This window comes from Acinetobacter calcoaceticus ANC 3811, assembly GCF_000399665.1.
Taxonomy (GTDB): domain Bacteria; phylum Pseudomonadota; class Gammaproteobacteria; order Pseudomonadales; family Moraxellaceae; genus Acinetobacter; species Acinetobacter calcoaceticus_B.
In genome coordinates, this window is sequence record NZ_KB976986.1 from 816,212 (window position 1) to 840,199 (window position 23,988).

The following is a 23,988-nucleotide window of genomic DNA, read 5'->3' on the forward strand; positions in this document are numbered from 1 at the left end:
TATTGTTGCGAAAATAAAACGAACTGTCATATTTTTAATGCTGATTATAAAAAATGAGTTCAATACACTGTATTCATTCCCAAACAACGACCCATGGTCAATCAATAGGTAGGAAATAACAAAATGTCTACTTTCTTAGATAAAATTAAAAATCGTCGTACAATTTATGCAATTGGTAAAAATGTTGCATTAGATCGCACTAAAATCGAAGAAACTATCCGTGAAGCGGTTAAACATAGTCCATCATCATTCAACTCGCAATCTTCACGTGTGGTGACACTTTATGGTGAATCACATGCTAAATTTTGGAACTTAGTTCGTGAAGCATTACGTAAAATTGTTCCTGCAGATTCTTTTGCTGGTACAAATGCAAAAATTGATAGCTTTGTAGCTGGTGTTGGAACTGTATTATTTTATGAAGACCAAGCTGTTATTAAAAGCTTACAAGAGCAATTTGAATTATATGCAGACAACTTCCCAGTTTGGTCTGAGCATTCAACTGCAATTGCTCAGTTTGCGACTTGGACAGCACTTTCTGAGCTAGGCTTAGGTGCTTCTTTACAGCATTACAACCCGATTGTTGACGCTGATGCTGCTGAAGCATTTGATGTACCTGCAACTTGGAAATTACGTGCTCAATTAGTATTTGGTTCAGTTGAAGCACCAGCAGGCGAAAAAGCATTTATTAATGATGCTGATCGTTTTAAAACTTTCAATTAATTGAAAGATAAAATAGGGCACCTATTGGGGTGCTCTTTTTTTATGGGCTTAGAATTAATAAAAAGCTTAAATCAAACAGAAATTGATAAAATTCAAATGTATATTTAATAATAATAAAACAGAAAATTAGCCGAAAAATACTCTGTCATAAAATAGTCACAATCATATTGCATATTGCTCATGATTTCATAGCTTATCAAATATAGAGAAAGAGACAGATGACTTTAAGATTAAGTGTTGCTGCAATTGGTTTATTACTCAGCGGTTCAGTATTTTCAGCAGTTGCGATTACAGCACCAGAGGAAATTGTAATCCTTGCTGTGAATGGTCAAGAAGTCAATTCTGGGTTATTTCGTTCATCTAAAAATAATTATAAAGTCGATGCGGGTGAAACCAGCTTAAGTGTGCGCTACCAAGAATATTTTGAACATTTAAATGGTGAGCATGACATTGTTAAATCTGGCGTAGTTACAATTCAAACGCCTACATTGCAAGACGGGAAAACTTATAAGCTTTCGATGGTAGATGTACCTAAAGATTATGAAAATGCGAAAAAATATGCTGAGCAGCCAACAGTTGCTTTGTACAGTGCAAATAATGAATTAATTGTGAAACAAACGGGTGCAAACAATGAAGCAAAACCATGGTTTGCAACTGGCTTACTAGGTAAGGTAAGTGATTTTACGACTAAATCATCTAAACCACAGCCTGAGGCCGTGTATGCATCGGCTAAACCTACTTACTCTCAGGTTGTACCAGCTCCAACGTCTATGCCGGTAACGGGTGTAGCACAAACGAATGATCAACGTTTAGTGGAAACTTGGCAGAAAGCCTCTAAAGCCGAGCGTCAAAAATTTATGGCATGGTTAGCTGAACAATCAAATTAATAAATTGCTATTTTAAATAAAGCCGATTTAATATCGGCTTTATTTTTAGAATTTTTATAAATAGCCTAAGTATACTTTATGACTAATTTAAATTTCCGTTTAGCTCAATTTGCCGATATTCCACAACTCGTAGATTTAATTAACAAGTCTTATCGAGAACAACAAGGTCGAAGTTGGACAACAGAGCTTGAGTGGGTAAAAGGACAACGTATTACAGAGCATCAATTAGAAGAACAGCTACAATTAGTGAATTCGACATTATTGGTAGCGGAAACTAATCCTTCTAAAATTGTTGCATGTATTGGTCTCACATTTGAAAATAATCAGGTTGAGGTTGGGACGTTTTGTACGGATCCTCATGTTCAAAATATGAGAATAGGCCGATCTGTTTTGGAATATGCAGAGCAATATGCATTGAAAGAAGATCCTCATCTGGTCAATGCTGTCATGTATGTGTTGGATGTTCGTTCAGAATTGATAGCTTATTATGAACGACGTGGATATATGAAGACGGGTAATGAACAGCCGTATCCAGTTGACGCAGATGTAGGGGTGCCAATGGTACTTATTAAATTAATTGAAATGAAAAAAGACCTCAAATGAGGTCTTTTTTTGTTTAGGTTAGAAACCAGATGTAATAGCCTAAAAGCATGAGAGGCCATGCTATCCATGGGCTAAATAGCCATTTCCATAACCAGAAGTTAGGTACGAAACCTACTCCGTAAATAAACCCACCAGAAATACCGATCATTACCAACATGAGTTGACTATGATTGTAGTGTCCGTTGGCATCTAACATCAGTGAAGGGTAAACCAACAAAATTGCAGCAAGAGGCAATGCCAACAGAAAAGAAAGGGCCATCGCAAATGCTTGAGCTTTTCGATGATTTGATGCTGTCATTGCTTTTGCCATCATTTATTCCTCATCTAGATTTTGATGATGTTCGATATAAAGTGCACTGAGTACACCTGCAAAACATGCCATCAAAATGCCAAGGATCCATGCGAAATACCACATTTGCTTCTCCTTAATACAAGCTATGCGAGTTTGACTCGATGTGTTTGTTGGTAATGACGCCCCACATTTTGTAATAAGACCAACTGGTATAGATCAAAATGAGTGGTACAAAAATGCCAGCAGCGACTGTCATCACGCCTAAAGTAAGGTGGCTTGAAACAGCATCCCACATCGTCAAGCTAGAATTAGGATTAATGCTAGATGGAAGTAAGAATGGGAATAGTGCAAAGCCTGCTGTTAAAATTGCTCCGACAATCATTAAACTTGTGCCAGTGAAACTTAAACCTGCTTTTGCTTTTGATGAGGCAAAAATTGCGATGATTGCGCCTAAGATTGCCAGAACTGGAGCAACTTTAGTCACTGGATAGATGCTGTAGTTGTTCATCCAGCCAGGGTTGCTATTGGTAACCACTTCTTTAGCTAAAGGGTTGAGTGCAGCATTTGGATTAATAGCAACTGCATAGCTATAACCGGGTACTTGCCCAAAATACAGCCATGCCCCCATAACAAGAAAACAGATTAAAAATATAGCTGCCATGATCTGCGTTGCTTTGGCAGAGCGCTGTTTTAAAGCGTCGTCTGTACGCAACATGAGCCATGCACCACCATGCGCACAGAGCATAGATAGACTGACAACACCACAAATTAAAGCAAATGGGTTGAGAAGGGCAAAAAAGCTGCCTGTATATTCAGAGCGTAGCGTGTCATCTAAACTAAATGGTAAGCCCAGAAATAAATTACCGAAGGCAACACCAAACACAAGGGCTGGAACAGCACCACCAATGCACAGGCCCCAGTCCCAAGAATTACGCCATTTTGTGTTTGCAAGTTTTGAACGGTAATCAAAACCTACTGGTCGCAAGAAAAGGGCGAATAAAACCAGCAGTAAAGCCCAATACATACCTGAGAAGGCTACCGCATATACCATTGGCCATGCGGCAAATAGTGCACCACCCGCCGTAATAAACCAGACTTGATTCCCATCCCAGTGCGGTGCAATCGTATTGATCGCAGCACGGCGTTCGCTATCGGTTTTTCCAACAAAAGGCATGAGAGCCATGGAACCCATATCGAAGCCATCGGTCAGAGCGAAGCCGATCAGTAGTACGCCAACTAACACCCACCAAATGATTTTTAATAGTTCATATTCAATCATGATAAGGCCTCCCCATTAACTGCGGTTTTCGGTTCTTGCTTTTCAAAATGATATTTACCAGTGTGCAAAGAGCTTGGTCCTAGACGAGCAAATTTAATCATTAAGTACATTTCAATAATTAAAAGTGCGGTATAGAACGCTGCTAGCGCAAGAATCGAACCCCATACATCACCAGTACTTAAACTAGAAGTAGATAGGTGGGTTGGTAAAATTTCACCAATAGACCATGGTTGACGGCCGCCTTCAGCTACATACCAACCAGTTTGTGCAGCAATCCAAGGAAGTGGCAGACCAAACAATGCATATTTAAGTAGCCAAGGTTTATTTTCAGCATTTCTTTTTGCTACAGCCCAAGTTGCTAAAATGAAAAGTAATAGCATTAAGAAGCCAGAGGCAACCATTGCACGGAAAGAGAAAAATAGCGCTGTAACATTTGGAACAGTATCTTTTACAGCAGCTTTAATATTTTGCTCGCTTGCATCAACTACATTTGGTGCATATTTTTTAAGAAGTAGGCCATAACCTAGATCTTTTTGATTTTTTTCAAATGAAGCCAATAACTCTGGTGAGCGATCACCTGCACGTAACTTTTCAAGTTCAGCATAGGCAAGCATACCGTTGCGAATACGGACTTCATGCTGTTGCATGAGGTCTTTAAGACCAGTAACTTCTTTGGTTGTTGAACGAGTTGCAATTAAACCTAATGCGTAGGGAATTTTAACTGCATAATCTGTCCGCATTTCTTCATGATTTGGTACACCAAACAAAGTAAACGGAGCAGGAGCAGGGTGGGTATCCCATTCAGCTTCAATCGCAGCGAGTTTAGTTTTTTGAACATCACCTAGCTCATAGCCAGATTCATCACCTAACAAAATCACTGAAAGTGTAGATGCAAGACCGAAAATTGCCGCAATTGCAAATGAACGACGTGCGAAAGGAAGGTCACGTTTTTTAAGCAAGTAGTAGCTTGAGATGGCAAGTACAAAAATTGCACCAGTTACATAACCTGCAGATACAGTGTGTACAAATTTAACCTGAGCTACAGGGTTAAAGATAAGTGCGCCGAAATCAACTAATTCCATGCGCATCGTTTCAAAGTTGAATGCAGCACCTACTGGGTTTTGCATCCAACCATTAGCCACTAAAATCCAGAGCGCTGACATGTTAGAACCTAGTGCAACTAACCATGTTACGCCTAGATGCTGAACCTTAGTTAACCGGTCCCATCCAAAGAAAAATAGACCAATAAATGTCGACTCAAGGAAGAATGCCATCAGGCCTTCGATTGCTAATGGAGCACCGAAAATATCACCAACATAATGTGAGTAATAAGCCCAGTTTGTTCCAAATTGGAACTCCATTGTTAAGCCAGTCGTAACCCCTAAAGCAAAGTTAATACCAAATAATTTTCCCCAAAATTTAGTCATATCTTTGTAAATTTCTTTACCAGAAATGACATAAGTGGTTTCCATGATGGCAAGGATAAATGCCAAACCTAAAGTTAAAGGGACGAAAAGAAAGTGATACATTGCGGTCATCGCAAATTGAAACCGCGAAAGATCAACCACGCTTTCAGAAATCATCAACGTGTCTCCTTAATGTTGGAAATGTTATCGCCAGCAATATGCTCAGCGACCTGATTGTCGAAATTTTTGGGGATGGTGGGAGCATCAAACCAAATATGTTTAATCATTAAAAGAAGCACTATTTTTATTATTAGAATAATAGTGATTTCTTTAATTAAACGACTATTAAGATTTTTAAAATAAAGGCTCATAAATTAAACCTCATTTGATAATAATTTTATTATTAATCAAAATATAATAAAAATAAACATTAAATATATTTAAAATGAATATTTAAATAATTAGTTTATATAAAACAAGTACTTGTTATTTTAAAATAAATATCATACTAAAATGGTTTGAATTGATTGTTAATTCCAACTAAAACACTTGTAAATAAAAAATATAAAGTTTATTAAAATAGTTTGTTTTAATTTAATACCAACTAAAATGGTTGTATATAATATTTATTAACTTTATTTCCAACTAAGGTGCTCGGAATAATAATTAATTAATTAAATAAATAAGAAAATAAGGGCGCAATAAAGCCTGCAAAAAGCAATAATGGACTACAACAATTATTAAGAATTAATCGGGTGCAAAAAGATCGTTGGATACAGAGATTTTTTTGGCCACATAATGGCTTTTATGCACTCTGACAAGAATGACTTGGGAGTGTAATTCGAGTTCGCCATATTCTGGTTCTACTTGAACATAGTGAAGTTGGCCAAATTCATCACGTACGCGTGCTTGAGCAGAAAAACCAGGTCTGGCATTACCACTTGAAATAGTAGCTAATCGACCTAAGAGGTTATAGTTAGTATGAGTAAGCTTTGGCTTAATTACTTGGTCAAGGCAGTGAATCATGAACACAGTAAAAAAGATTGCGATGACTAGTGCGGGGACGATTAAATAAAATGGTGAAATAAAGTAATGCTGTATTGCGAAGAAAGAGAGTTGTAAAAAGTAACCTGCATAACTGAAATTGATGAGTAAAAAAACGAAAATTAAAGCTTTAGAAAATTTAACATTAAGTAGCGGTGAGTTAGAAAGCCAATCCGGTGCAATTTTTTTGAGTAACTGACTTGGACGGAGTCCAATATACATACCAATGGTTTCTACCACGCTGAGCAATATCAAAGCCACTACACTTAAGTGAAATGGCATAAGATAATAATTGAAAAAGAAATCAGCCATGGCAGAAACTCTAATGTTTATAGCTTCAGTCTACGATATAGATACCGCCATCTGAATGTACTTTAAGCTCAACTTTATTTAAAAAATCACCTAAACAAGGACCTGAAATACATTCGCCAGTTTCCACAGAAAATAAAGCACCGTGGGTAGAGCATTGGATATATTCTTTGTCTTGATCTAGAAATTGATTTTCTAAATATTCAAGCTCAGTTTGTAGGTGAGGGCATAAATTCTGATAAGCATAGAATGCGCCGTCACGTTGCGTAACGAAAATAGTAGTTCCTTGTAAAGTGTCAAAAGCCCTAGCTTCGCGCTCAGGAACTTCTTCCGTCATACAGATCCTTTCCATTTCAAGCACATTCCTTCTGAAAATTTTCAAGAAGTTTAGCATAATCATTAACAGCTAAACGTGGACCAAATTGAGAGACTACTTCACTCGAAATTAAGATAGCTAACTGAGCTGCCGCATTCAAATCTTGATGGTAATTTAGGGCATATAGGAATGCGCCTGCAAATGCATCGCCTGCACCATTTGTGTCAACGGCTTCAACATGACGTCCAGCAACATGGAAATGTTGAGCTGGGTTAGAAACTAAAGCACCTTTAGCACTTTGTGTAATGACTACTGTATGATTTTTAAAACGTAATTGAGCCAGAGCATCTTCTACGGATGTTGTATTTGTATACATTAAGGCTTCTTGTTCATTACAAAATAGTAAATCTACGCCATCATCCATAAGTTCTTCCAAGCCTTCGCGAGCGTATTGCACCATCGCAGGATCTGAAAGAGATAGGGCGATTTTAACGCCATTTGCTTTTGCAATTTCTCTTGCTTGTTTTACAGCTTTACGAGCCGTTTCACTTGTAGAAAGATAACCTTCAATATAAAGCCATTTTGCTGTTTTTAATGGTTCAAAATCGATTTGATCTTGAGAGAGTTCAGCTGTAATACCCAAATAGGTGTGCATTGTGCGTTCAGAGTCTGGGCTAATGAGTACCATACAGGTACCAGTTACGCCTTCGCTAATCGATTTTGGTGTGGTCTGGATGTTAGCTTCATTTAGACCTTGCAGATAAATTGCACCTAAATCATCGTTACCAACGCGGCAACCGTAAAAAGCGCTTCCACCTAATGCACTGAAAGCTACAGTCGTATTTGCCGCTGAACCACCACTTGCTTGACCTTTGTAGTCTTGGTGCTGTTTTAACTCTGCATAAAGAGCAGATTGAGTGTCACCATCGGACAACTGCATTGTGCCTTTTTGCAGGCCTTGTTGATTCAGAAAATCATCAGACACTTTAAATTCTTGGTCGATTAATGCATTACCAATTGCAAAAAGATCTACAGTTGCCATATGTGTTGTCACAAATAAAAAAATCAGATTGCTAAGTTTACACCATTGCTTGGATTTGCTGTAGTTTGTTGAATAAAATTCAGTTAATTCAAAAATTAGAAGGGAAAATATTGTTGTTTAAATACTATTAAGATCATAAGTAGGTCAGCTCAGGCATTTTATGAGCATCTTCATTATCAACTTTAAGGAATTTAAAGATGGCTATGGAGAGAGGTCCGTTACTTTATTAAAAAATGGGGGGCTAGCGGAATAAATACACCTCATAGTAATTCTTTTTTTAATAAGATGATTTTTAAAGTTAGGGCTGATTTAACAAGGCCATTGAACTCATAGTTTTAATAAATATTATCAATTAATAATGATTCTTGCTAATATTTACAAATACAGTGTATTTCATTGAAACTTCGCATGAAATTTTTCGTAGCGAACTTACATGAAGCGTTCTATTTTATTTATTTCATCAGTTGGGGTTATGACAAGCCATGTATATGCCGTAGAGGCAGACCAACAGGCTGTAACGAATCTTCCAACAATTTCAGTAAAAGCTGAAAAGGGACAAAGCTTAAAACAAGAAGTGGGACAAGCATCAACTGCAACTAAAGGACTTATGCAATTAAAAGATGTTCCTCAAATCGTAAATGTGGTGCCTAAACAAGTTTTAAGAGAACAGACTGTAACCTCCATGCAAGGTGCCTTGCAAAACGTTGCTGGTCTGAGCTTTAGTGTAGGTGATGGGCAACGTGATCAGGTCATGATTCGTGGTTTCTCTGCAATCACAGATAACTATGTAGATGGTATTCGTGATGATGCATTGTATTTTCGCGATATGTCGAATGTTGAGCGTATTGAAGTATTAAAAGGGCCTGCTTCTGTATTATATGGACGTGGTTCTGCTGGTGGATTAGTTAATAAAATTAATAAGAAACCAACGGATGAATCTTTGCGTGAAGTGAGTCTGATTGGTGGTATAACAGGGCAACGCCGTGCAGAAGTCGATGTGAATGAAAAAGTAGCAGAGAATGTTAAGGTTCGTTTAACTGGCGCAGTTGAAGATTCAGATGGTTATCGTGATCAGGCCTTTTTAAAACGCCAAGCGATTGCTCCATCTTTACAATGGGATATTTCAGACAAGACAAAGCTTTTAATTCAGGCTGACTATTTGCATGATGACCGTTTAGCAGATCAAGGTTTCCCGACCGATCCAATTACAGGTAAACCAGTTAAAACAAACCCTAAAACTTTTTATGGTGCATTAAACGGTAAAGAAGTTGGTGATGTTGATACTGAAATTTCAAGCCAAACCATAAGCTTAGATCATGAGTTTAATGATAATCTAAAATATCATGGTGCAGTTCGTCATTATAATTATTCATTAGACCGTCAATATAGTGTTGATTCACATCCCGCTGATAAGTCACAAATTACTTTGACTCAAAATAAGCGCTTACGTAATGAAGATGGCGTGTATGTTCAGCAAGAATTAAGTAGTTTATTTAATACAGGATTTTTAAAGCACAATACTTTGATTGGTGCGGAGTATAGTAAGCAGCACAAAGATGAAATACTTTGGCAAGGAGCTAAAACCACAACTGATTTGTATAATCCTGAATTAGAGTATTGGGCTCCTATTAATACAGGCTCAACAGCTGCTCGTAATAACAACAGTAATACCTTTGAAAACTACGGTATCTATTTACAAGATTTAATGACAGTTACAGATCAGCTGAAAGTTTTAGTTGGCCTACGCTATGATAATTTGTCACAAGATCGTAATGATAAAGTGAAGTCTCAAATATTAAATAGAACTGATAACACCTATTCTCCAAGAATCGGATTCGTTTATCAGCCAGTAAGCAATATTTCCTTCTACACTTCTTATAACCGATCTTTCCAGCCTTTGGCTGATTCATTTGTTTTATATAAAAACAGTGATGATTTGAGCCCAACAAAAACTGAAAATATTGAGGTTGGTGCGAAGTGGGATGTAAATGATCAATTGAATGTGACATTGGCTTTGTTTGAAATGAGTCAGACAAATATTCAAAATCAAGACCCTACAGATTCAACACTAGCAGTATTAGCAGGTGAGCAAAAAACCAAGGGTGTTGAATTATCGGTAGCTGGTCAATTAACTGATCAATTATCAGTATTAGCTGGCTATTCTTATATGGATGGTAAGATTGAAAAATCGGCTATTGGATTGACAGGCAATCATTCTGCGCTTACGCCAAACAACACTGCTAACCTGTGGTTAAAATATCAAATTAATGATCATTGGTATGCGGCGGTAGGCGGACGTGGTGAATCATCACGCTTTAGTGCGCCAGATAACAAGAATGTTTTACCAGGCTATGCTGTTGTAAATGCAGCATTAGGTTATCAAAGTGAGCGTTACGATGTGAACTTCAACTTAAACAACCTGTTTGATCGCGATTACTTTGTTTCTGGACATAGCGGAGCCAATGATTCAAATATGATGGGCGATCCACTGAATGCTCAAATTGCACTTCGTTATCGTTTTTAAGTAAAAGTTTTTCTAAAAGCTCATCAACTTGATGGGCTTTTTTATTTATTGGGTAATATATAAATAGAATTAAAAGCTTTTGTTCTGGTAGGATAAAACGTTCATGGCTATGTGCTTGATATCAAAGCCGTGCCAATGAAAACTAATACTCAACAAAAACATAGTATTTTACTTGGCTTTTGTTCGCCAATCTCAAGCTGACTCAGGCTATAATGAGACTTATTCACTTATCCGATATGTTAGGAGATCACATGACTGTAGATGTCACTGAAACCATTTCTCAAACTGTTCACCCTGCGTTTCAGTTGCTACGTCAGCACCATGTAGAAGCATTAGATATTTTAGTGTCTGAATATAAGCATAAAGTCACAGGTGCGGTGCATTATCACTTGGCAACTGACTATGATGAGAATGTATTTCTTGTTGCTTTTAGAACACAACCTATGGACTCTAAAGGCACGGCACATATTTTAGAACATACCGCTTTGTGTGGATCTGAAAAGTTTCCGGTACGTGATCCGTTCTTTTTAATGATTCGCCGTTCTTTAAATACGTTCATGAACGCATTTACAGCAGCAGATTGGACTGCATATCCATTTGCTACTCAAAACAAAAAAGATTTCCAAAACTTACTCTCTGTTTATCTTGATGCGGCATTTGCTGCTAATTTGAATCCGCTTGATTTTGCTCAAGAAGGTATTCGTATTGAACTAGAAAATGGGCAACCTGTTTATAAAGGTGTTGTTTTTAATGAAATGAAGGGTGCGATGAGTGCACCGTCTGACCAACTTTATCATCAGTTGGCTCATCATTTATTTCCTGAAACGACCTATCATTACAACTCAGGCGGTGACCCGAAAGATATTCCTGATTTAACGTATGAGCAGCTAGTCGATTTTTACAAGGTACATTACCATCCAAGTAATGCTGTATTCATGACCTTTGGTAATCAAACAGCCTATGAGTTGCAAGAGCAATTTGAAAAACTGGCTCTACATAAATTTTCTGCTGGAACAACTCTATATTCTAAGCCCGAAAAGCGTTTAGCTGCGCCAATTGAAGTAACAGAAAACTATGGTGTTGATAGTGATGATTTAAAAGATAAAACTTATCATGTTCTATCTTGGTTATTACCAGAAGCAAATGAAGTGAAATTGCGTTTGGGAATGCGTTTGGTTGAAGGAATTTTGTTAGAAAATTCAGCTTCACCACTACGTCATTACCTAGAAACATGTGGTTATGCTCAATCAACAGGTCCATTAATGGGCGTAGATGACAGTAATTTTGAAATGACTTTCTACTGTGGTGTTCAAGGTTCAAACCCAGAGCATGCGCAAAGCTTTAAAGATGGTGTTTTAAATATTCTACGTGATGTTGCTGCAAAACCAATTGATAGTAATTTAGTCGATGCAATTTTGCATCAGATTGAGTTGCATCAACGTGAAATTAATGGTGATGGTACACCTTATGGCTTAAGTTTAATTTTAAATGGCTTAAGCGGTGCGATCCACCACAATGACCCAATTCAAATTTGGGATGTTGACAGCGCAATTGCACAAGTTAAAGAAGAATTGAAAGACCCAATGTGGTTATCAAATCTGATTCAAACGCATTTGCTTGACAACCCACATCGTGTTCAGATGACTCTAGTTCCAGACCCAACTAAGTCTGTAAAAGAGCAGGAAGCAGAAAAAGCACGTTTAGCCGCTATTGGTGAAAAGTTAACTGACGCTGATAAGGCTGAAATTGTCGCTAATACCAAGGCTCTAGAGGAGCGTCAAGATACTCCAGACAACCTTGAACTATTACCAAAAGTAGGTTTGGAAGATGTGCCTGCTGACTTGCATATTGTACAGGGTCAATTACGCGAAATTCTTTGTAATCGTATGGATACGCCGTTGAATTTGTACCATGCTGGTACGAACGGTATTTACTATCAACAAGTACTTATTCAAATTCCTGAAGATATTGTGAAGTCACCTTATTTCAATTTGCTTTCTATCTTGATGGGCGAAGTGGGTGCAGGTGAATATGACTATCTTGAACTACAAAACTTACAAACAGCTGTAAGTGGTGGTTTAGGAATGGGCGCTTCATTGCGTAGTAAGGTTGATGACAAAGATAAAATTAGTGCTTGGTTAACGTTAACGACTAAATCGTTGACTCAGAAGTTTGATGCCATTCATTTATTAAAATTAGCATTTGAACAGCTTCGATTTGATGAGAAAGAACGAATTATTGAGTTATTGCAACAACGTAAAACACGTTGGCAATCTCGCTTATCTGGAGCGGGCCATAGTTATGCAATGCAAATTGCGTCACGTAATATGAGTGCATTGGCTCAACGCGACTATCAAAACACTGGTTTAGGTGCATTAAACTGGTTAGGCGAACTTGTTACTAAGATTACTCAAGACTCTGCTGCATATGATGATTTGATCGCAGAATTAAAATGTATTCATCGTAAATTATTGCAAGCGCCTAAACAGTTCTTGCTTGTATGTGAAGAACATCAGTCTGAACGTTTGGTTGAAGAAATCCAAAATGTTTGGGATAAACTAAACGTTGATGCAACTGAAACAAAATTAACTCACGTAGAACAGGCAAATGACAATAATCATGAAGCATGGTTAATTCAGGCAAATGTTCAGTTCTGTGCTTCAGCTTATCAGGCGGTAGATGTGTCGCATCCAGATGCAGCTCCGTTAATGGTATTGGCAGCTTATTTACGTAATGGGTTCTTACACAGCGCCATTCGTGAGAAAGGCGGTGCGTATGGTGGCGGAGCAAGTTATGATGGGAATGCATGTTCATTCCGTTTCTATAGTTACCGTGACCCACGTTTAGCAGAAACTTTTAAAGACTTTGAAGCAAGTGTGCAATGGTTATTAAATACGGAACAACAGCCTCATCAGCTTGAAGAAGCGATTCTTGGCCTAGTTGCAAGTATGGATAAACCAGGTTCACCAGCGGGTGAGGCGATTACTGCATGTTATGCATTGTTGCATGCAAGAACACCAACTTTCCGCCGTATCTTACGTGAGAGATTGTTGCATGTAACATTAGATGATTTACAACGTGTTGCTCGTCAATATTTAGTTGAGCAAACTCCTGTAAAAGCTGTAGTTGCACCATTTGCTAAACGCGATGAATTGCAGCAATTAGGCTTTACCATTCAACAAGTGAATTAAAATAAAGATTGGAGATGAACATGGCGTTCAGACAATTTGAACGCACATCTTTACAGCTAAGCATGGGAATCGTGCTTAGCTGTTTGTGTGCGTCTGTGACATATGCTGACACCTTGGCACCTGTAACCCCCGCGACAGTAGATGCATGTGTTGCTCTTGCTTCGAATGCCGATCGTCTGGCTTGTTATGACTCTGTATTTAAACCGTCAGCTTTACCAGTTATTCAAGCTGCGGCTGTACCAGAGCCTGTTAAAAAAATTGATGCACCTGCTGTTCCACCTGAAACTTTTAAAGAGAAGGTTGTAGATACAGTGAGTAATATCAAAATAATTGGTAAAGCGCCGAAACTTGAACCTACTACATCTTTGTTAGATCAACGTTGGGAGTTGTCTGAAAAAAGTAAATTAGGGGTCTGGAATATTCGTGCTTATCAGCCAGTCTATTTACTACCTGTATTCTGGACCAGTGACAAAAATGAGTTGCCACATAGTCCAAACCCAAATAATACGGTGACAGAAGATCAAAATCTGAAATCAACAGAAAGTAAATTTCAGATTTCTTTAAAGACCAAAGCTTGGGAAAATATTTTTGGCAATAATGGTGATTTGTGGGTGGGTTATACCCAGTCTTCACGTTGGCAAACATTTAATGCTGAAGAGTCTCGTCCTTTCCGTGAAACGAATTATGAACCTGAAGCAAGTTTAATCTTTAGAACAAACTATGAATTGCTTGGTTTAGATGGGCGTCTGCTTGGGGTTACCTTAAACCACCAATCAAATGGTCGTTCAGATCCATTATCTCGTAGCTGGAACCGTGTGATTTTTAACGTTGGATTAGAGCGCGGTAACTTTGCTGTAATGCTTCGTCCATGGATTCGTCTTGAAGAAGACAGCAAAGATGATAATAACCCAGATATTGAAGATTACGTTGGTCGTGGTGATTTAACAGCATTTTATAAGTGGAAGGAAAATGACTTCTCTTTAATGCTGCGTCATTCACTGAAAGGCGGTGATGATTCTCATGGCGCTGTTCAATTTGATTGGGCTTTTCCAATCAGTGGCAAACTGCGTGGACACTTCCAGTTGTTTAATGGTTACGGTGAAAGTTTAATTGACTATAATCATCGAGCAACCTACGCAGGCTTGGGTGTTTCACTCATGAACTGGTACTAAGTTTTTACTTGTAAAAATGCCGCTTTAAAAGCGGCTTTTTTATTATCCAATTTGAATGTTGGCTTGAGCGTGTTTGAGCCGACTTTTTTTCGGTGTGGCGATTAAATAAGCCAGTGTTAATGGGCCGAGTCGTCCAGCAAACATCAACAAGCTTAAAATGAATAAACTACCATTATGCAGATCTGGCGTGATTCCACGAGAAAGCCCTACAGTACAAGCCGCGGAAACAACCTCAAAAAGCAAATTCATAAAATCTGCTTTAGGTTCTAAAAGCAAAATAATAAAGAATCCCATGAAAATGAGTATGCTCGTAATTGCAGTTACAGCTAAAGCTTTATACGTCGTTTCGTGTGCGACTGAATGATTAAATATTCGAATTTCATCTGTACGACGTAAAAAAGAAATAACACTGAGCACTAAAATGACAAAGGTTCCAACTTTGATTCCACCAGCTGTACTGAGTGAACCACCTCCAATAAACATAAGCAACATCATGAGTAAAGAGCTGCTGTTGGTCATTGCACCTGTATCAATAGTATTAAATCCTGATGAGCGCGGAACAGTGGCTTGAAACCAAGCATTTAAGGCTTGATCACCTACACTGAGCATTCCTAAAGTATGGGGGTTTTGAGCTTCTAAAGCCCAAATTAAAATAAAGGCAATCAGGTTAATCACTGTAATAGTTGTAAGAATCAGCTTGCTATTTGGGGTAAGTTTTTTCCATTTTTTATTTTGCTTAATGTCCATGAGAACTAGAAAGCCAAGGCCACCTAAGGTGTAAAGTATGCTAACAGTTATACAAATAATATAGTTGCTTTGAAAACTGATTAAGCTATTAGAAAATAATGAAAAACCCGCATTGTTAAATGAGGAAATACTGTAAAAAATCGCATAGTACAATCCACGTGCAAAACCGTAAGTTGGTGTAAAAGCAGTCGTGAGAATAATTGTACCGATAAGCTCAAAAATAAGAGTGTAAGTAACAACTCCTTTAGCAACAAACGTCACCTTTGAGAGGCTTGTCTGACCGAGACTATCTTGAGCCATCATTTGTTGTTTAAGACCAACTTTGGGTGACAAACTTAATGCAGCTAAGATGGCAAAAGTCATAAAACCCAAACCACCAGATTGAATCAACAACAAAATAATGGTTTGTCCGAACAGGGTAAAAGACTCATGAATATTTAAAACAGATAGACCAGTAATTGTGACTGCTGAGGTGGCTGTAAAAAGCGCGTCCATCCAGCTCACATGACCCGTATTGGCAAATGGCAGTTTTAGTAATAAAGTGCCAAAAATAATAAAGCCCAGAAACCCTAGTGCCAAGAGTGAAGGAGGGCTTAAATTTAATGTTTTATGGGGCTTGGGATATATAGACATATTCTAGATTTCGCCTCTTATAGGAAGCAATTAGAAAGTTTCTTTAACTGCGGTAAATGACCTTCTAAAATAAGAATATCATGCGTTTGCAAGGTGAAATTTTCTTCGGTCTCAAACAAAATTTGTTGCTGTCTTTTTACGAGCAATGTTTTAACCTGTGGTGCTTGCTGCATAATGCCATATAAGTTAATGCCATTAAGCTTTTCGGGAATTTCAATTTTTATAATGTAGTGGTCATCTTCTAAAGACATATAGCGACTCACCATTGGATAGTTCAGCGCTTGGGCAACTCGTACCCCCATATCTTCTTCAGGATGAATAATTTTATTAATATTGAGGTGCGACAAAATGGTGTGATGGGCTTTGGTTTTTGCTTTTACCCAAACTTTGTCCATGCCTAAATTTTTTAAATTCAGTACACATAAGATACTTGCTTCAATATCCTCACCAATTGCGACCACAACTGCATCACAATTTTGAATATTGAGTTCATCAAGTACATGTTCGTCGGTCGCATCGGCAATGACGGCATGAGTTAAAACGTTGGCAAGATTTTCAACATTCTTTTTTACCGTATCAATGCCAATAACATCATGATTTAATTTTGTGAGCTCTTGAGCAACAGTTGCTCCGAAACTCCCTAAGCCAATGACTGCAAACTGTGCCATATTGGTCCTTGTTTCCTGATTAGATGTTTATTTTTAAGGATATTTTCTTTGAGATAAAGAGAGGCAATGTAAATATGATGGGAATATTAAAAGAATTATATGAATAAGCCGACAAATTTGTCGGCTTATTCATCAAAATTGAAGATTATTTCAAGAAACGTTTGTAGCCGACATTATTCGTAATTTCTGCATACGGATAACTAATCTGCTCAAGAGTTTCAATTAGACCATCAGGGTTCTGTTTCGCATCAGTTGCTTGTAAACCGACTAAAACACGTCCTTCTGCTGCGCCATGATTACGGTAATGGAACAACGTAATATTATGGGTTGGGCCTAAACGAGTTAAGAAGGTTAAAAGGGCACCTGGACGTTCTGGGAATTCAACGCGGAACAATCTTTCATCATCTATATTTGCATGACCGCCAATTAAATAACGAATATGTAGTTTGGCAACCTCATCATCAGACAAGTCATCCACCACATAATTTTGTTGCTTTAATTGTTCCAAAATTTCATGACGCTCTGCATCACCACCTTTTAAGCTAATACCGACGAACACTTGCGCTTCATCTGTATTGTTTGCTCGGTAGTTAAACTCAGTAATATTACGACCTTGTAAAGCACGGCAGAAGCCTAGGAATGCGCCTTTTTCTTCAGATAAAGTAACAGCATAGATCGCTTCACGTTGCTCACCTAACTCAGTACGTTCAGCAATATAACGTAGACGGTCAAAGTTCATATTGGCACCGCATACAATCGATACCATATTTTTATTGCTGATTTTATGTTCGGTAATATATTTCTTGATACCAGCAAGGGCCATTGCACCAGATGGTTCAACAATGCTGCGGTTTTCGTCAAAAGTATCTTTAATGGCAGCACAGATTTCATCTGTGTTTACTGTCACAATATCAGGTTCAACAATTGGGCCTGAGTTATCAGATTTGCGCAGACGAATAATGTCAAATGGTAAAGCACCAATTTGAGCAACGGCAGTACCGTCTGCAAACAAGCCTACATGTGGCAAAATTACGCGCTCATTGGCTTCCAAGGCTGCTTTTAAACATGCAGACTCTTCATATTCAACACCAATAATTTTTACATGGGGTGCAACTTCACCCAGGTAAGCTGCTACGCCTGAAATTAGGCCGCCACCACCTACAGCAACAAACACATATTCTACATCACGCCATTGACGTAAGATTTCATTTGCAATTGTGCCTTGGCCAGCTATCACAAGTTCATCGTCATAGGGTGGAATGAATACAAGGCCTTCAACTTCGGCACGTTGTTGTGCATATTTATTTGCTACATCAAAACTATCGCCATGTAACACAACTTGACCACCCAAGCGTTTAACTGCTTGAACTTTAATGTCAGGAGTCGTGCTTGGCATAACAATGATTGCTGGAACTCCTAAACGTTGACCTGATAATGCTACACCTTGAGCATGGTTACCAGCAGATGCACAAATTACCCCACGTTCGAGTTGTTCTTTAGGTAATTGGCTAATACGGTTATAGGCACCACGTAATTTAAAAGAAAAAACAGGCTGTAAATCTTCCCGCTTAAAACGAATTGTATTATTTAATTTTTGACTAATTCGTGGAGCTGCTTCGAGAGGCGTTTCAATTGCAACATCATAAACCGTTGCTTGTAAAATTTGTCGTACCACACGAGACAGCATGTTCATCTTCCCTATAACAGTTTAAAATAGGAAATTATTGTAGCAAACCCTTGTGCATTTGCGCCGATTATTGGTGCATAAATGTCAAAAAATAGTTGAGTGATGTCATGAGTCTATATGCAACCCAAGATGAAAAGAAACAAGCTGCTGCGAAAGCTGCTTTAAAACACTTGCCCAAAGGTGGCATTTTGGGGGTTGGGACTGGAAGTACCGTAAACTTTCTCATTGATTTATTGCCTGAATTACAATTAGAAGCAGCTGTGGCAAGTTCTCAAGCAACTGCTGATCGTCTTAAAAAACTAGGCATCGAAGTTGTAGATATGAACCATGTAGGTGGTTTAGATGCCTATGTTGATGGTGCAGATGAAATTGACCGTCATATGCATATGATTAAAGGTGGCGGTGCTGCATTAACACGTGAAAAAATTGTAGCTTCAATTGCTAAGAAATTTGTTTGTATCGTTGATGATTCAAAATGGGTTGATCAACTCGGACATGACTTTCCACTTCCAGTAGAAGTTATTCCAATGGCTCGTTCTGCTGTGGCTCGTAAATTGGTGAGTTTAGGTGGTGACCCAGTTTATCGTGAAGGTGTAGTAACAGATAACGGTAATGTGATTTTAGACGTATTTAATCTTAATATTTTAAATGCACTTGATTTAGAAAAAACCATTAACAATATTCCGGGTGTTGTGACTAATGGTATTTTTGCTTTAAACCCAGCAACGATTGCAATTGTTGCAACCAATAATGGTATTGAAGAGCGTACTGCACAGTAATGTCTGTGGAAATGCCAGAAATTAAAATTGTTCGTCACGTAAGGGCAAGAAAATTGCGCTTACGTGTTGAACCTGCTTCAATCCGCCTGACGGTTCCTGGGTTTTGTAGTAAAAAACAAATTCAGCTTTTTTTAGCGCAATCTGAACAATGGTTGATCGAGACGTGGAATAAACAACAAAACGTTCAATCGGCTTCCATTGATATTCCTTCAGAAATTTATTTTTTTAATAAAGAGCAACCGTTTCAGGTCATCGTTCAAAAGCAGCATCGAGTTTTTCAATTCGATTGGGAAAGAAGTTGTTTATTTATTAAAGATACGCAGCCATATTTGGCATTACAAAGTGCAGTGATTGCTTTTGCAAAACAAGAATTACCCGAGCTTTTAAAAGAATTAAGTGAACACACTCATTTGGTTTATCGGGAATGTACAATTCGCCGTCCGAAAACTCGGTGGGGAAGTTGTAGTAGTCAGCATAATATTATGCTACATGCAGGCTTAGTGCTCATGCCTCACGAAATTACTCGCTATGTCGCTATTCATGAGTTAGCTCACACTAAACATTTTGATCATAGTCCTGCATTTTGGGCAGAAGTTGAAAAATACGATCCTTATTTTCAAAAACATCGCAGACAACTTAAATCAAATCCGTTGCCTGCATGGTGGTATGTCTCAAATTAACTAAAACTACATTCTAGTTGTGGTGTTTGTAAGTTATCTGGTGCTTTTCGGCTATCTAGACCTGCTTTTGCACTCAAGATTTTATTTGCTTTAATTGATAATTGTATAAAGTTGTATTGCTGCGTTGCGTTGTTTGGTTCGGCTGAACTTGAGTTGAGTAAATAACTTGAGCTTGCAGCATCTATTTGCAATAAATTATCTGTACTATCGGCGCTTAAAGCAGAGCGATAAGTCTGTGATCCTTTAATAAGTTCGATTTGACCATTCGCACGGAAATTAAGCTGGCAACCTGTTGCAGTATCTTCGTAATGACCAACTAAATAGTCTGTAGCTGGTAGTTTTGGGTCAGACAGATTAATGCTAGTCAAACCTTGTTTACAAGGATATGCAGAGCCGTTACAGGTCGCTGTAATACCGCTAAAACCAACTGCACGTCGATAATCACCAGCACCATCTATGCGGAAAAAGTCAGTCGTATTTCCGATAGGTACGACCCCTGAATATAGTTTCTTTTGTAGTAGATCATAACCTGTCTGATCTAAACTCTGGCTATTTGCCAATTTTAAAGTGGCGGTTCTTAAATTGGTTGCAAAATTATCGCGTGTAGCTTTTTGATTAGCGGCGATATCTAACAGTGTATTTTTGACTGGATCAATATTATCTGGAGCAGAATTGAAAATAGGGGTGAAGGATGTTTGATCTCCATGAAGTTTTTTCCCATCTAAAAAGCCATCTTTTAAATCGGTTGCCAAACTTTTGATGAGCTCTTGGTATGTGGTTGTTCCACTATGAATCGTTGACCAGTGTTGTAAGTAGCCAAAGCTAAGATAACTATCCACATATGTACTAGGTTTTTTAGTTGAGTACTGCAATAAAGTTAAAACTGTAAGGGAATTGGCTGGAGTTAAACTTGGAATATCGGCATCTTTGAATGCATTAAGAAGTGATCTATAAACATCTTGAGAAGCTAAATCTACATGCAATTGCTCAATGCGGGTTGGGTCAATCGTTTCTTGAGGGAGTTGTCCTGAGCGTATAGCAGCTCGTTGGTAAATCGCTTCACTACTTGGGCTGATGAATAGGGTTCTGCCACTTACACTGTTTGGTGTAATAAACGCATGATAAACACCAGAGAAATTTTGGTATGTTGAAGTAATGGGATCAAATACTTGAGATGAATTTTGAGTCGTAATTTCTACGCGATATAAACGACTTAATTTAGCGGTAGGAATTTTGACATTAAAGCTGTTTAAACTTGCAATTGAAGTATCTGCTAAAACAGAGTTGGTAGTGTTGTCATATACTTTGAGTTGGATATTACGCATTTCTACAGGGGATTTAACAGTAACATCAGTTGTTGTCTCTGGAGTAGGGTCAACAGGTGTTGGAGTGCTTGGTGAGTTACCACTACTACTGCCTCCACCTCCGCAACCAACAAGTGCAGCACTTAAAATTAATGTGCTTAAGCCAAGGTAAGTGCGTAATTTTGTTTCTTTTGATTGATGAAGCATCCTAGCTCTCCAAAATTAAATCTGATATTTATTTGCTGATATTTGTTTAGTTCTGACAGTTGAATAAGTGCTATCTAATTGTCGCTAAAATTAAAAAAATTAAAATTACCAAGCATGAAATGGTTTTGTAAGCTTGGACATCCTGTCATACTACAGCACAAGTATAGATTCAAAAATTGAGGTAATGCACGTGATTTCTGTCGGAATTGTTGGTGGAACGGGTTATACAGGCGTTGAACTATTACGTATTTTATTACGACATCCTAAAGCGCAGGTTCGAGTTCTTACTTCACGTACAGAAGCGGGCAAACCAGTTGCAGATATGTTCCCTAATTTACGTGGACATACTGATCTTCAATTTTCTGATTTAAATATTGATGATTTAAAAAAGTGTGATGTTGTATTTTTTGCTACACCTCATGGTGTTGCAATGCAGCATGCAAAAGAATTGATTGCAGCAGGTACTAAAGTAATTGATTTGGCAGCTGATTTTCGTTTGCAAAATCTTGAGCAGTTTGAGAAGTGGTATGGCATGGAGCATGCCTGCCCAGACGTTTTAGAAAACTCAGTATATGGTTTGGCTGAATTAAACCGCGAAAAAATTAAACAGGCGCAAGTTATTGGCAACCCTGGTTGCTATCCAACTACTGTTCAATTGGGTTTAGCACCACTTTTAAAATCAGCACAAGCATTGATTGAAACAAAAAACATTATTATTGATGCAAAGTCTGGTGTTTCTGGTGCTGGTCGTAAAGCAAGCTTAGGCATGATCTATAGTGAAAATGCTGATAACTTCAAGGCCTATGGTGTTGCGGGTCACCGTCACCATCCGGAAATTGTTGAAGCATTAGAGAATATTTCTGGGCAAAAAGGTAGTTTTGAAGGGCTCTTATTTGTTCCTCATTTAGTTCCAATGATTCGCGGTATGCTCAGCACAATTTATGTCGATTTGACAGAAACTGGAAAACAAACTGATATTCAGGCATTGTATGAGCAATTTTACGCAAATGAAAAATTTGTTGATGTGATGCCTGCTAACAGTTCGCCTGAAACACGTAGTGTGCGCGGTGCGAATGAGCTTCGTATTGCTTTATATAAGCCGCAGCCGAATAAACTTATTATTCTTGCGGTACAAGATAACCTTGTGAAGGGTGCATCTGGTCAAGCTGTACAAAATATGAACCTTATGTTCGGCTTTGATGAAGATGAAGGCTTACAAGGGATTGGTTTATTACCATAAAAAACTCTTTTTTGCTTCACACACATTTAAATTTCGATTTAAATGTGTGTCTTGACTCTGATCTTAAACACTGAGATGACGATGCAAAACTCTGGACAGACGACTTCAGCAGAAAGTTCGTTGCAAAAGAAAAATTTTTTAAATACCAATAAACCTTTGTTTATTGGCGCGGCTATTTTAATGAGTGGTTGTCTTGCGCTCGGCTATACAATTGGGCACCGTCAAGGTTTAACTGTTGTAGGTTACGATGCAGATGCAGAGCAATTGGTTGAAGTGGTGCAAAAGCAAAAAACAGCTTTAGATGCGGTTAATAAAAGCCTGAACGCTGCGGTACAAGAGCGTGATGTTGCTGTAACAAATGCAAATGATCTGTTTGAAGCTCTTAATCAGGCCAATGCTGATAAAACGCAGCAAGAAGGTATGAGTAATATTTACCGAGATATCTTGAGGCAGCGTGGTGGTTTAAGCTTGACCATTCAAAATTTGGCGATCAAACCTCTGCCTGAAAATGCTTATGAATATCAGTTGGATCTCGTGCAGGTGAGCCCAAGTAAGCGCCGTGCTTCAGGATCAATTGAGATAAGACTCATTAAAGATACTGAAGTTTTGGTTGTACCACTTGAAGCTAAAAGCTTTAACTTTACTGACTTTGAGCGCTTAACAGGTCGTTGGACAATGCCTAAAGGTTTTACACCTCAATTTATTGAGGTACGTTTAACAGGCGGTTCCGATACACCAGTTATTAAACGTTTTAGTTGGCAGCGCGGTAAACCTGTCGAAACATCTTCTGCTTTCGTGGCAGAAATTCCTCAAGCTGAAGCAAATTCACAATAGTAACATCCTATGCGAACAAATAAGCGTCAAACAAACTTAAAAGATATCAAGGCTTCTTTTCAGCAGTCTGGTTATGTCGATTGGCACTTCCATCCACGCTTAAGTGATTCGCAAAACGAAGATCATGACGGAGAGGTTGTTGTACAAACAGCACCTCCTGAACTCAAGCGTCCGCCGTTATATGCAGTCTTATTAATGAATGACGATTACACGCCAATGGACTTTGTAATTGAAATTTTACAACAATACTTTGCAATGAATCTTGACCAAGCGACTCAAGTAATGCTAACAGTACACTATGAAGGTAAAGGTATTGCTGGGGTATATCCAAGAGACATCGCGGAAACCAAAGCAAACCTTGTTAATAATTACGCTCGATCGCAAGGTCATCCATTACTTTGCCAGATTGAGCCTAAAGCATAAG

23 protein-coding genes are annotated in these 23,988 nt (G+C 38.2%); 11 read left to right on the forward strand and 12 right to left on the reverse strand.

From position 1 onward, the window contains the following. The first annotated feature begins 123 nt into the window (after positions 1-123). The 3 genes from F935_RS05115 to F935_RS05125 all read left to right on the forward strand — a co-directional run bounded on the left by F935_RS05115 (position 124) and on the right by F935_RS05125 (position 2,210). Positions 124-720: a nitroreductase family protein gene (locus tag F935_RS05115; protein ID WP_016137922.1), complete on the forward strand. Its 597-nt coding sequence runs from the start codon at positions 124-126 to the stop codon at positions 718-720. Between the two features lie 218 nt (positions 721-938). Next, positions 939-1,607 (forward strand): YccT family protein, encoded by a 669-nt coding sequence (locus F935_RS05120; protein WP_016137923.1) that lies wholly within the window; start codon positions 939-941, stop codon positions 1,605-1,607. Between the two features lie 78 nt (positions 1,608-1,685). Continuing rightward, on the forward strand, positions 1,686-2,210 hold the full coding sequence (locus tag F935_RS05125; RefSeq protein ID WP_016137924.1) for a GNAT family N-acetyltransferase: 525 nt from the start codon (positions 1,686-1,688) through the stop codon (positions 2,208-2,210). 13 nt (positions 2,211-2,223) lie between these two features. On the opposite strand, the gene F935_RS05130 is transcribed toward F935_RS05125, so the two are convergent. The 8 genes from F935_RS05130 to F935_RS05165 all read right to left on the reverse strand — a co-directional run bounded on the left by F935_RS05130 (position 2,224) and on the right by F935_RS05165 (position 7,898). Then, on the reverse strand, positions 2,224-2,523 hold the full coding sequence (locus F935_RS05130) for a cyd operon YbgE family protein (protein ID WP_016137925.1): 300 nt from the start codon (positions 2,521-2,523) through the stop codon (positions 2,224-2,226). After that, positions 2,524-2,625, reverse strand: a complete 102-nt coding sequence (gene cydX / locus F935_RS18250; protein ID WP_000270276.1) for a cytochrome bd-I oxidase subunit CydX — start codon at positions 2,623-2,625, stop codon at positions 2,524-2,526. A gap of 10 nt (positions 2,626-2,635) precedes the next feature. Then, complete coding sequence (gene cydB / locus F935_RS05140; protein ID WP_016137926.1) at positions 2,636-3,781, reverse strand: cytochrome d ubiquinol oxidase subunit II; 1,146 nt, start codon at positions 3,779-3,781, stop codon at positions 2,636-2,638. After that, positions 3,778-5,364 (reverse strand): cytochrome ubiquinol oxidase subunit I, encoded by a 1,587-nt coding sequence (locus F935_RS05145; RefSeq protein WP_016137927.1) that lies wholly within the window; start codon positions 5,362-5,364, stop codon positions 3,778-3,780. The genes cydB and F935_RS05145 overlap by 4 nt, the downstream gene beginning before the upstream one ends. Beyond that, on the reverse strand, positions 5,364-5,558 hold the full coding sequence (gene cydP, locus F935_RS05150) for a cytochrome oxidase putative small subunit CydP (RefSeq protein WP_016137928.1): 195 nt from the start codon (positions 5,556-5,558) through the stop codon (positions 5,364-5,366). The genes F935_RS05145 and cydP overlap by 1 nt, the downstream gene beginning before the upstream one ends. A 376-nt stretch (positions 5,559-5,934) precedes the next feature. Continuing rightward, positions 5,935-6,543: an OB-fold-containig protein gene (locus F935_RS05155; RefSeq protein ID WP_016137929.1), complete on the reverse strand. Its 609-nt coding sequence runs from the start codon at positions 6,541-6,543 to the stop codon at positions 5,935-5,937. Positions 6,544-6,568: 25 nt separating this feature from the next. Then, the gene (locus tag F935_RS05160; RefSeq protein ID WP_016137930.1) at positions 6,569-6,877 is read right to left on the reverse strand and encodes a Rieske (2Fe-2S) protein; all 309 of its coding nucleotides are present in this window, start codon (positions 6,875-6,877) and stop codon (positions 6,569-6,571) included. Between the two features lie 16 nt (positions 6,878-6,893). Then, positions 6,894-7,898 carry an adenosine kinase gene (locus F935_RS05165; protein WP_016137931.1) on the reverse strand — a complete coding sequence of 335 codons (1,005 nt, stop codon included), beginning with the start codon at positions 7,896-7,898 and terminating at the stop codon, positions 6,894-6,896. 433 nt (positions 7,899-8,331) lie between these two features. Between F935_RS05165 and F935_RS05170 the strand changes: the two genes are divergently transcribed. The 3 genes from F935_RS05170 to F935_RS05180 all read left to right on the forward strand — a co-directional run bounded on the left by F935_RS05170 (position 8,332) and on the right by F935_RS05180 (position 14,785). Then, entirely contained in the window at positions 8,332-10,422 is a 2,091-nt protein-coding gene (locus tag F935_RS05170; RefSeq protein WP_016137932.1) for a TonB-dependent receptor, read from the forward strand. 251 nt (positions 10,423-10,673) lie between these two features. Beyond that, the gene (locus tag F935_RS05175; RefSeq protein ID WP_016137933.1) at positions 10,674-13,613 is read left to right on the forward strand and encodes an insulinase family protein; all 2,940 of its coding nucleotides are present in this window, start codon (positions 10,674-10,676) and stop codon (positions 13,611-13,613) included. Between the two features lie 20 nt (positions 13,614-13,633). Further along, positions 13,634-14,785 carry a phospholipase A gene (locus F935_RS05180; protein WP_016137934.1) on the forward strand — a complete coding sequence of 384 codons (1,152 nt, stop codon included), beginning with the start codon at positions 13,634-13,636 and terminating at the stop codon, positions 14,783-14,785. Positions 14,786-14,827: 42 nt separating this feature from the next. On the opposite strand, the gene F935_RS05185 is transcribed toward F935_RS05180, so the two are convergent. The 3 genes from F935_RS05185 to ilvA form a co-directional block, all read right to left on the reverse strand. Next, positions 14,828-16,165 (reverse strand): TrkH family potassium uptake protein, encoded by a 1,338-nt coding sequence (locus F935_RS05185; RefSeq protein ID WP_016137935.1) that lies wholly within the window; start codon positions 16,163-16,165, stop codon positions 14,828-14,830. A gap of 17 nt (positions 16,166-16,182) precedes the next feature. After that, a complete protein-coding gene (locus tag F935_RS05190; RefSeq protein WP_016137936.1) occupies positions 16,183-16,833 on the reverse strand; it encodes a potassium channel family protein in 651 nt (216 codons plus the stop codon). Positions 16,834-16,978: 145 nt separating this feature from the next. After that, complete coding sequence (gene ilvA, locus F935_RS05195) at positions 16,979-18,526, reverse strand: threonine ammonia-lyase, biosynthetic (RefSeq protein ID WP_171068104.1); 1,548 nt, start codon at positions 18,524-18,526, stop codon at positions 16,979-16,981. A 101-nt stretch (positions 18,527-18,627) separates the two neighbouring features. Between ilvA and rpiA the strand changes: the two genes are divergently transcribed. Both rpiA and F935_RS05205 read left to right on the forward strand, forming a co-directional pair. Then, complete coding sequence (rpiA, locus tag F935_RS05200) at positions 18,628-19,299, forward strand: ribose-5-phosphate isomerase RpiA (protein ID WP_016137938.1); 672 nt, start codon at positions 18,628-18,630, stop codon at positions 19,297-19,299. Continuing rightward, entirely contained in the window at positions 19,299-19,979 is a 681-nt protein-coding gene (locus F935_RS05205; protein ID WP_016137939.1) for a M48 family metallopeptidase, read from the forward strand. Before rpiA ends, F935_RS05205 begins: the two co-directional genes overlap by 1 nt. On the opposite strand, the gene F935_RS05210 is transcribed toward F935_RS05205, so the two are convergent. Next, positions 19,976-21,490 carry a hypothetical protein gene (locus F935_RS05210; RefSeq protein WP_016137940.1) on the reverse strand — a complete coding sequence of 505 codons (1,515 nt, stop codon included), beginning with the start codon at positions 21,488-21,490 and terminating at the stop codon, positions 19,976-19,978. The two genes, F935_RS05205 and F935_RS05210, sit on opposite strands and share 4 nt — an antisense overlap. 184 nt (positions 21,491-21,674) lie before the next feature. On the opposite strand from F935_RS05210, the gene argC reads away from it, so the two are divergent. The 3 genes from argC (at position 21,675) to clpS (ending at position 23,987) form a co-directional block, all read left to right on the forward strand. Then, complete coding sequence (gene argC / locus F935_RS05215; RefSeq protein ID WP_080645536.1) at positions 21,675-22,730, forward strand: N-acetyl-gamma-glutamyl-phosphate reductase; 1,056 nt, start codon at positions 21,675-21,677, stop codon at positions 22,728-22,730. A gap of 75 nt (positions 22,731-22,805) precedes the next feature. After that, positions 22,806-23,564, forward strand: coding sequence for a DUF6776 family protein (locus F935_RS05220; protein WP_080645537.1), 759 nt, complete (start codon positions 22,806-22,808; stop codon positions 23,562-23,564). 9 nt (positions 23,565-23,573) lie between these two features. Then, positions 23,574-23,987, forward strand: coding sequence for an ATP-dependent Clp protease adapter ClpS (gene clpS, locus F935_RS05225; RefSeq protein WP_016137942.1), 414 nt, complete (start codon positions 23,574-23,576; stop codon positions 23,985-23,987). Position 23,988: the final 1 nt, after the last annotated feature.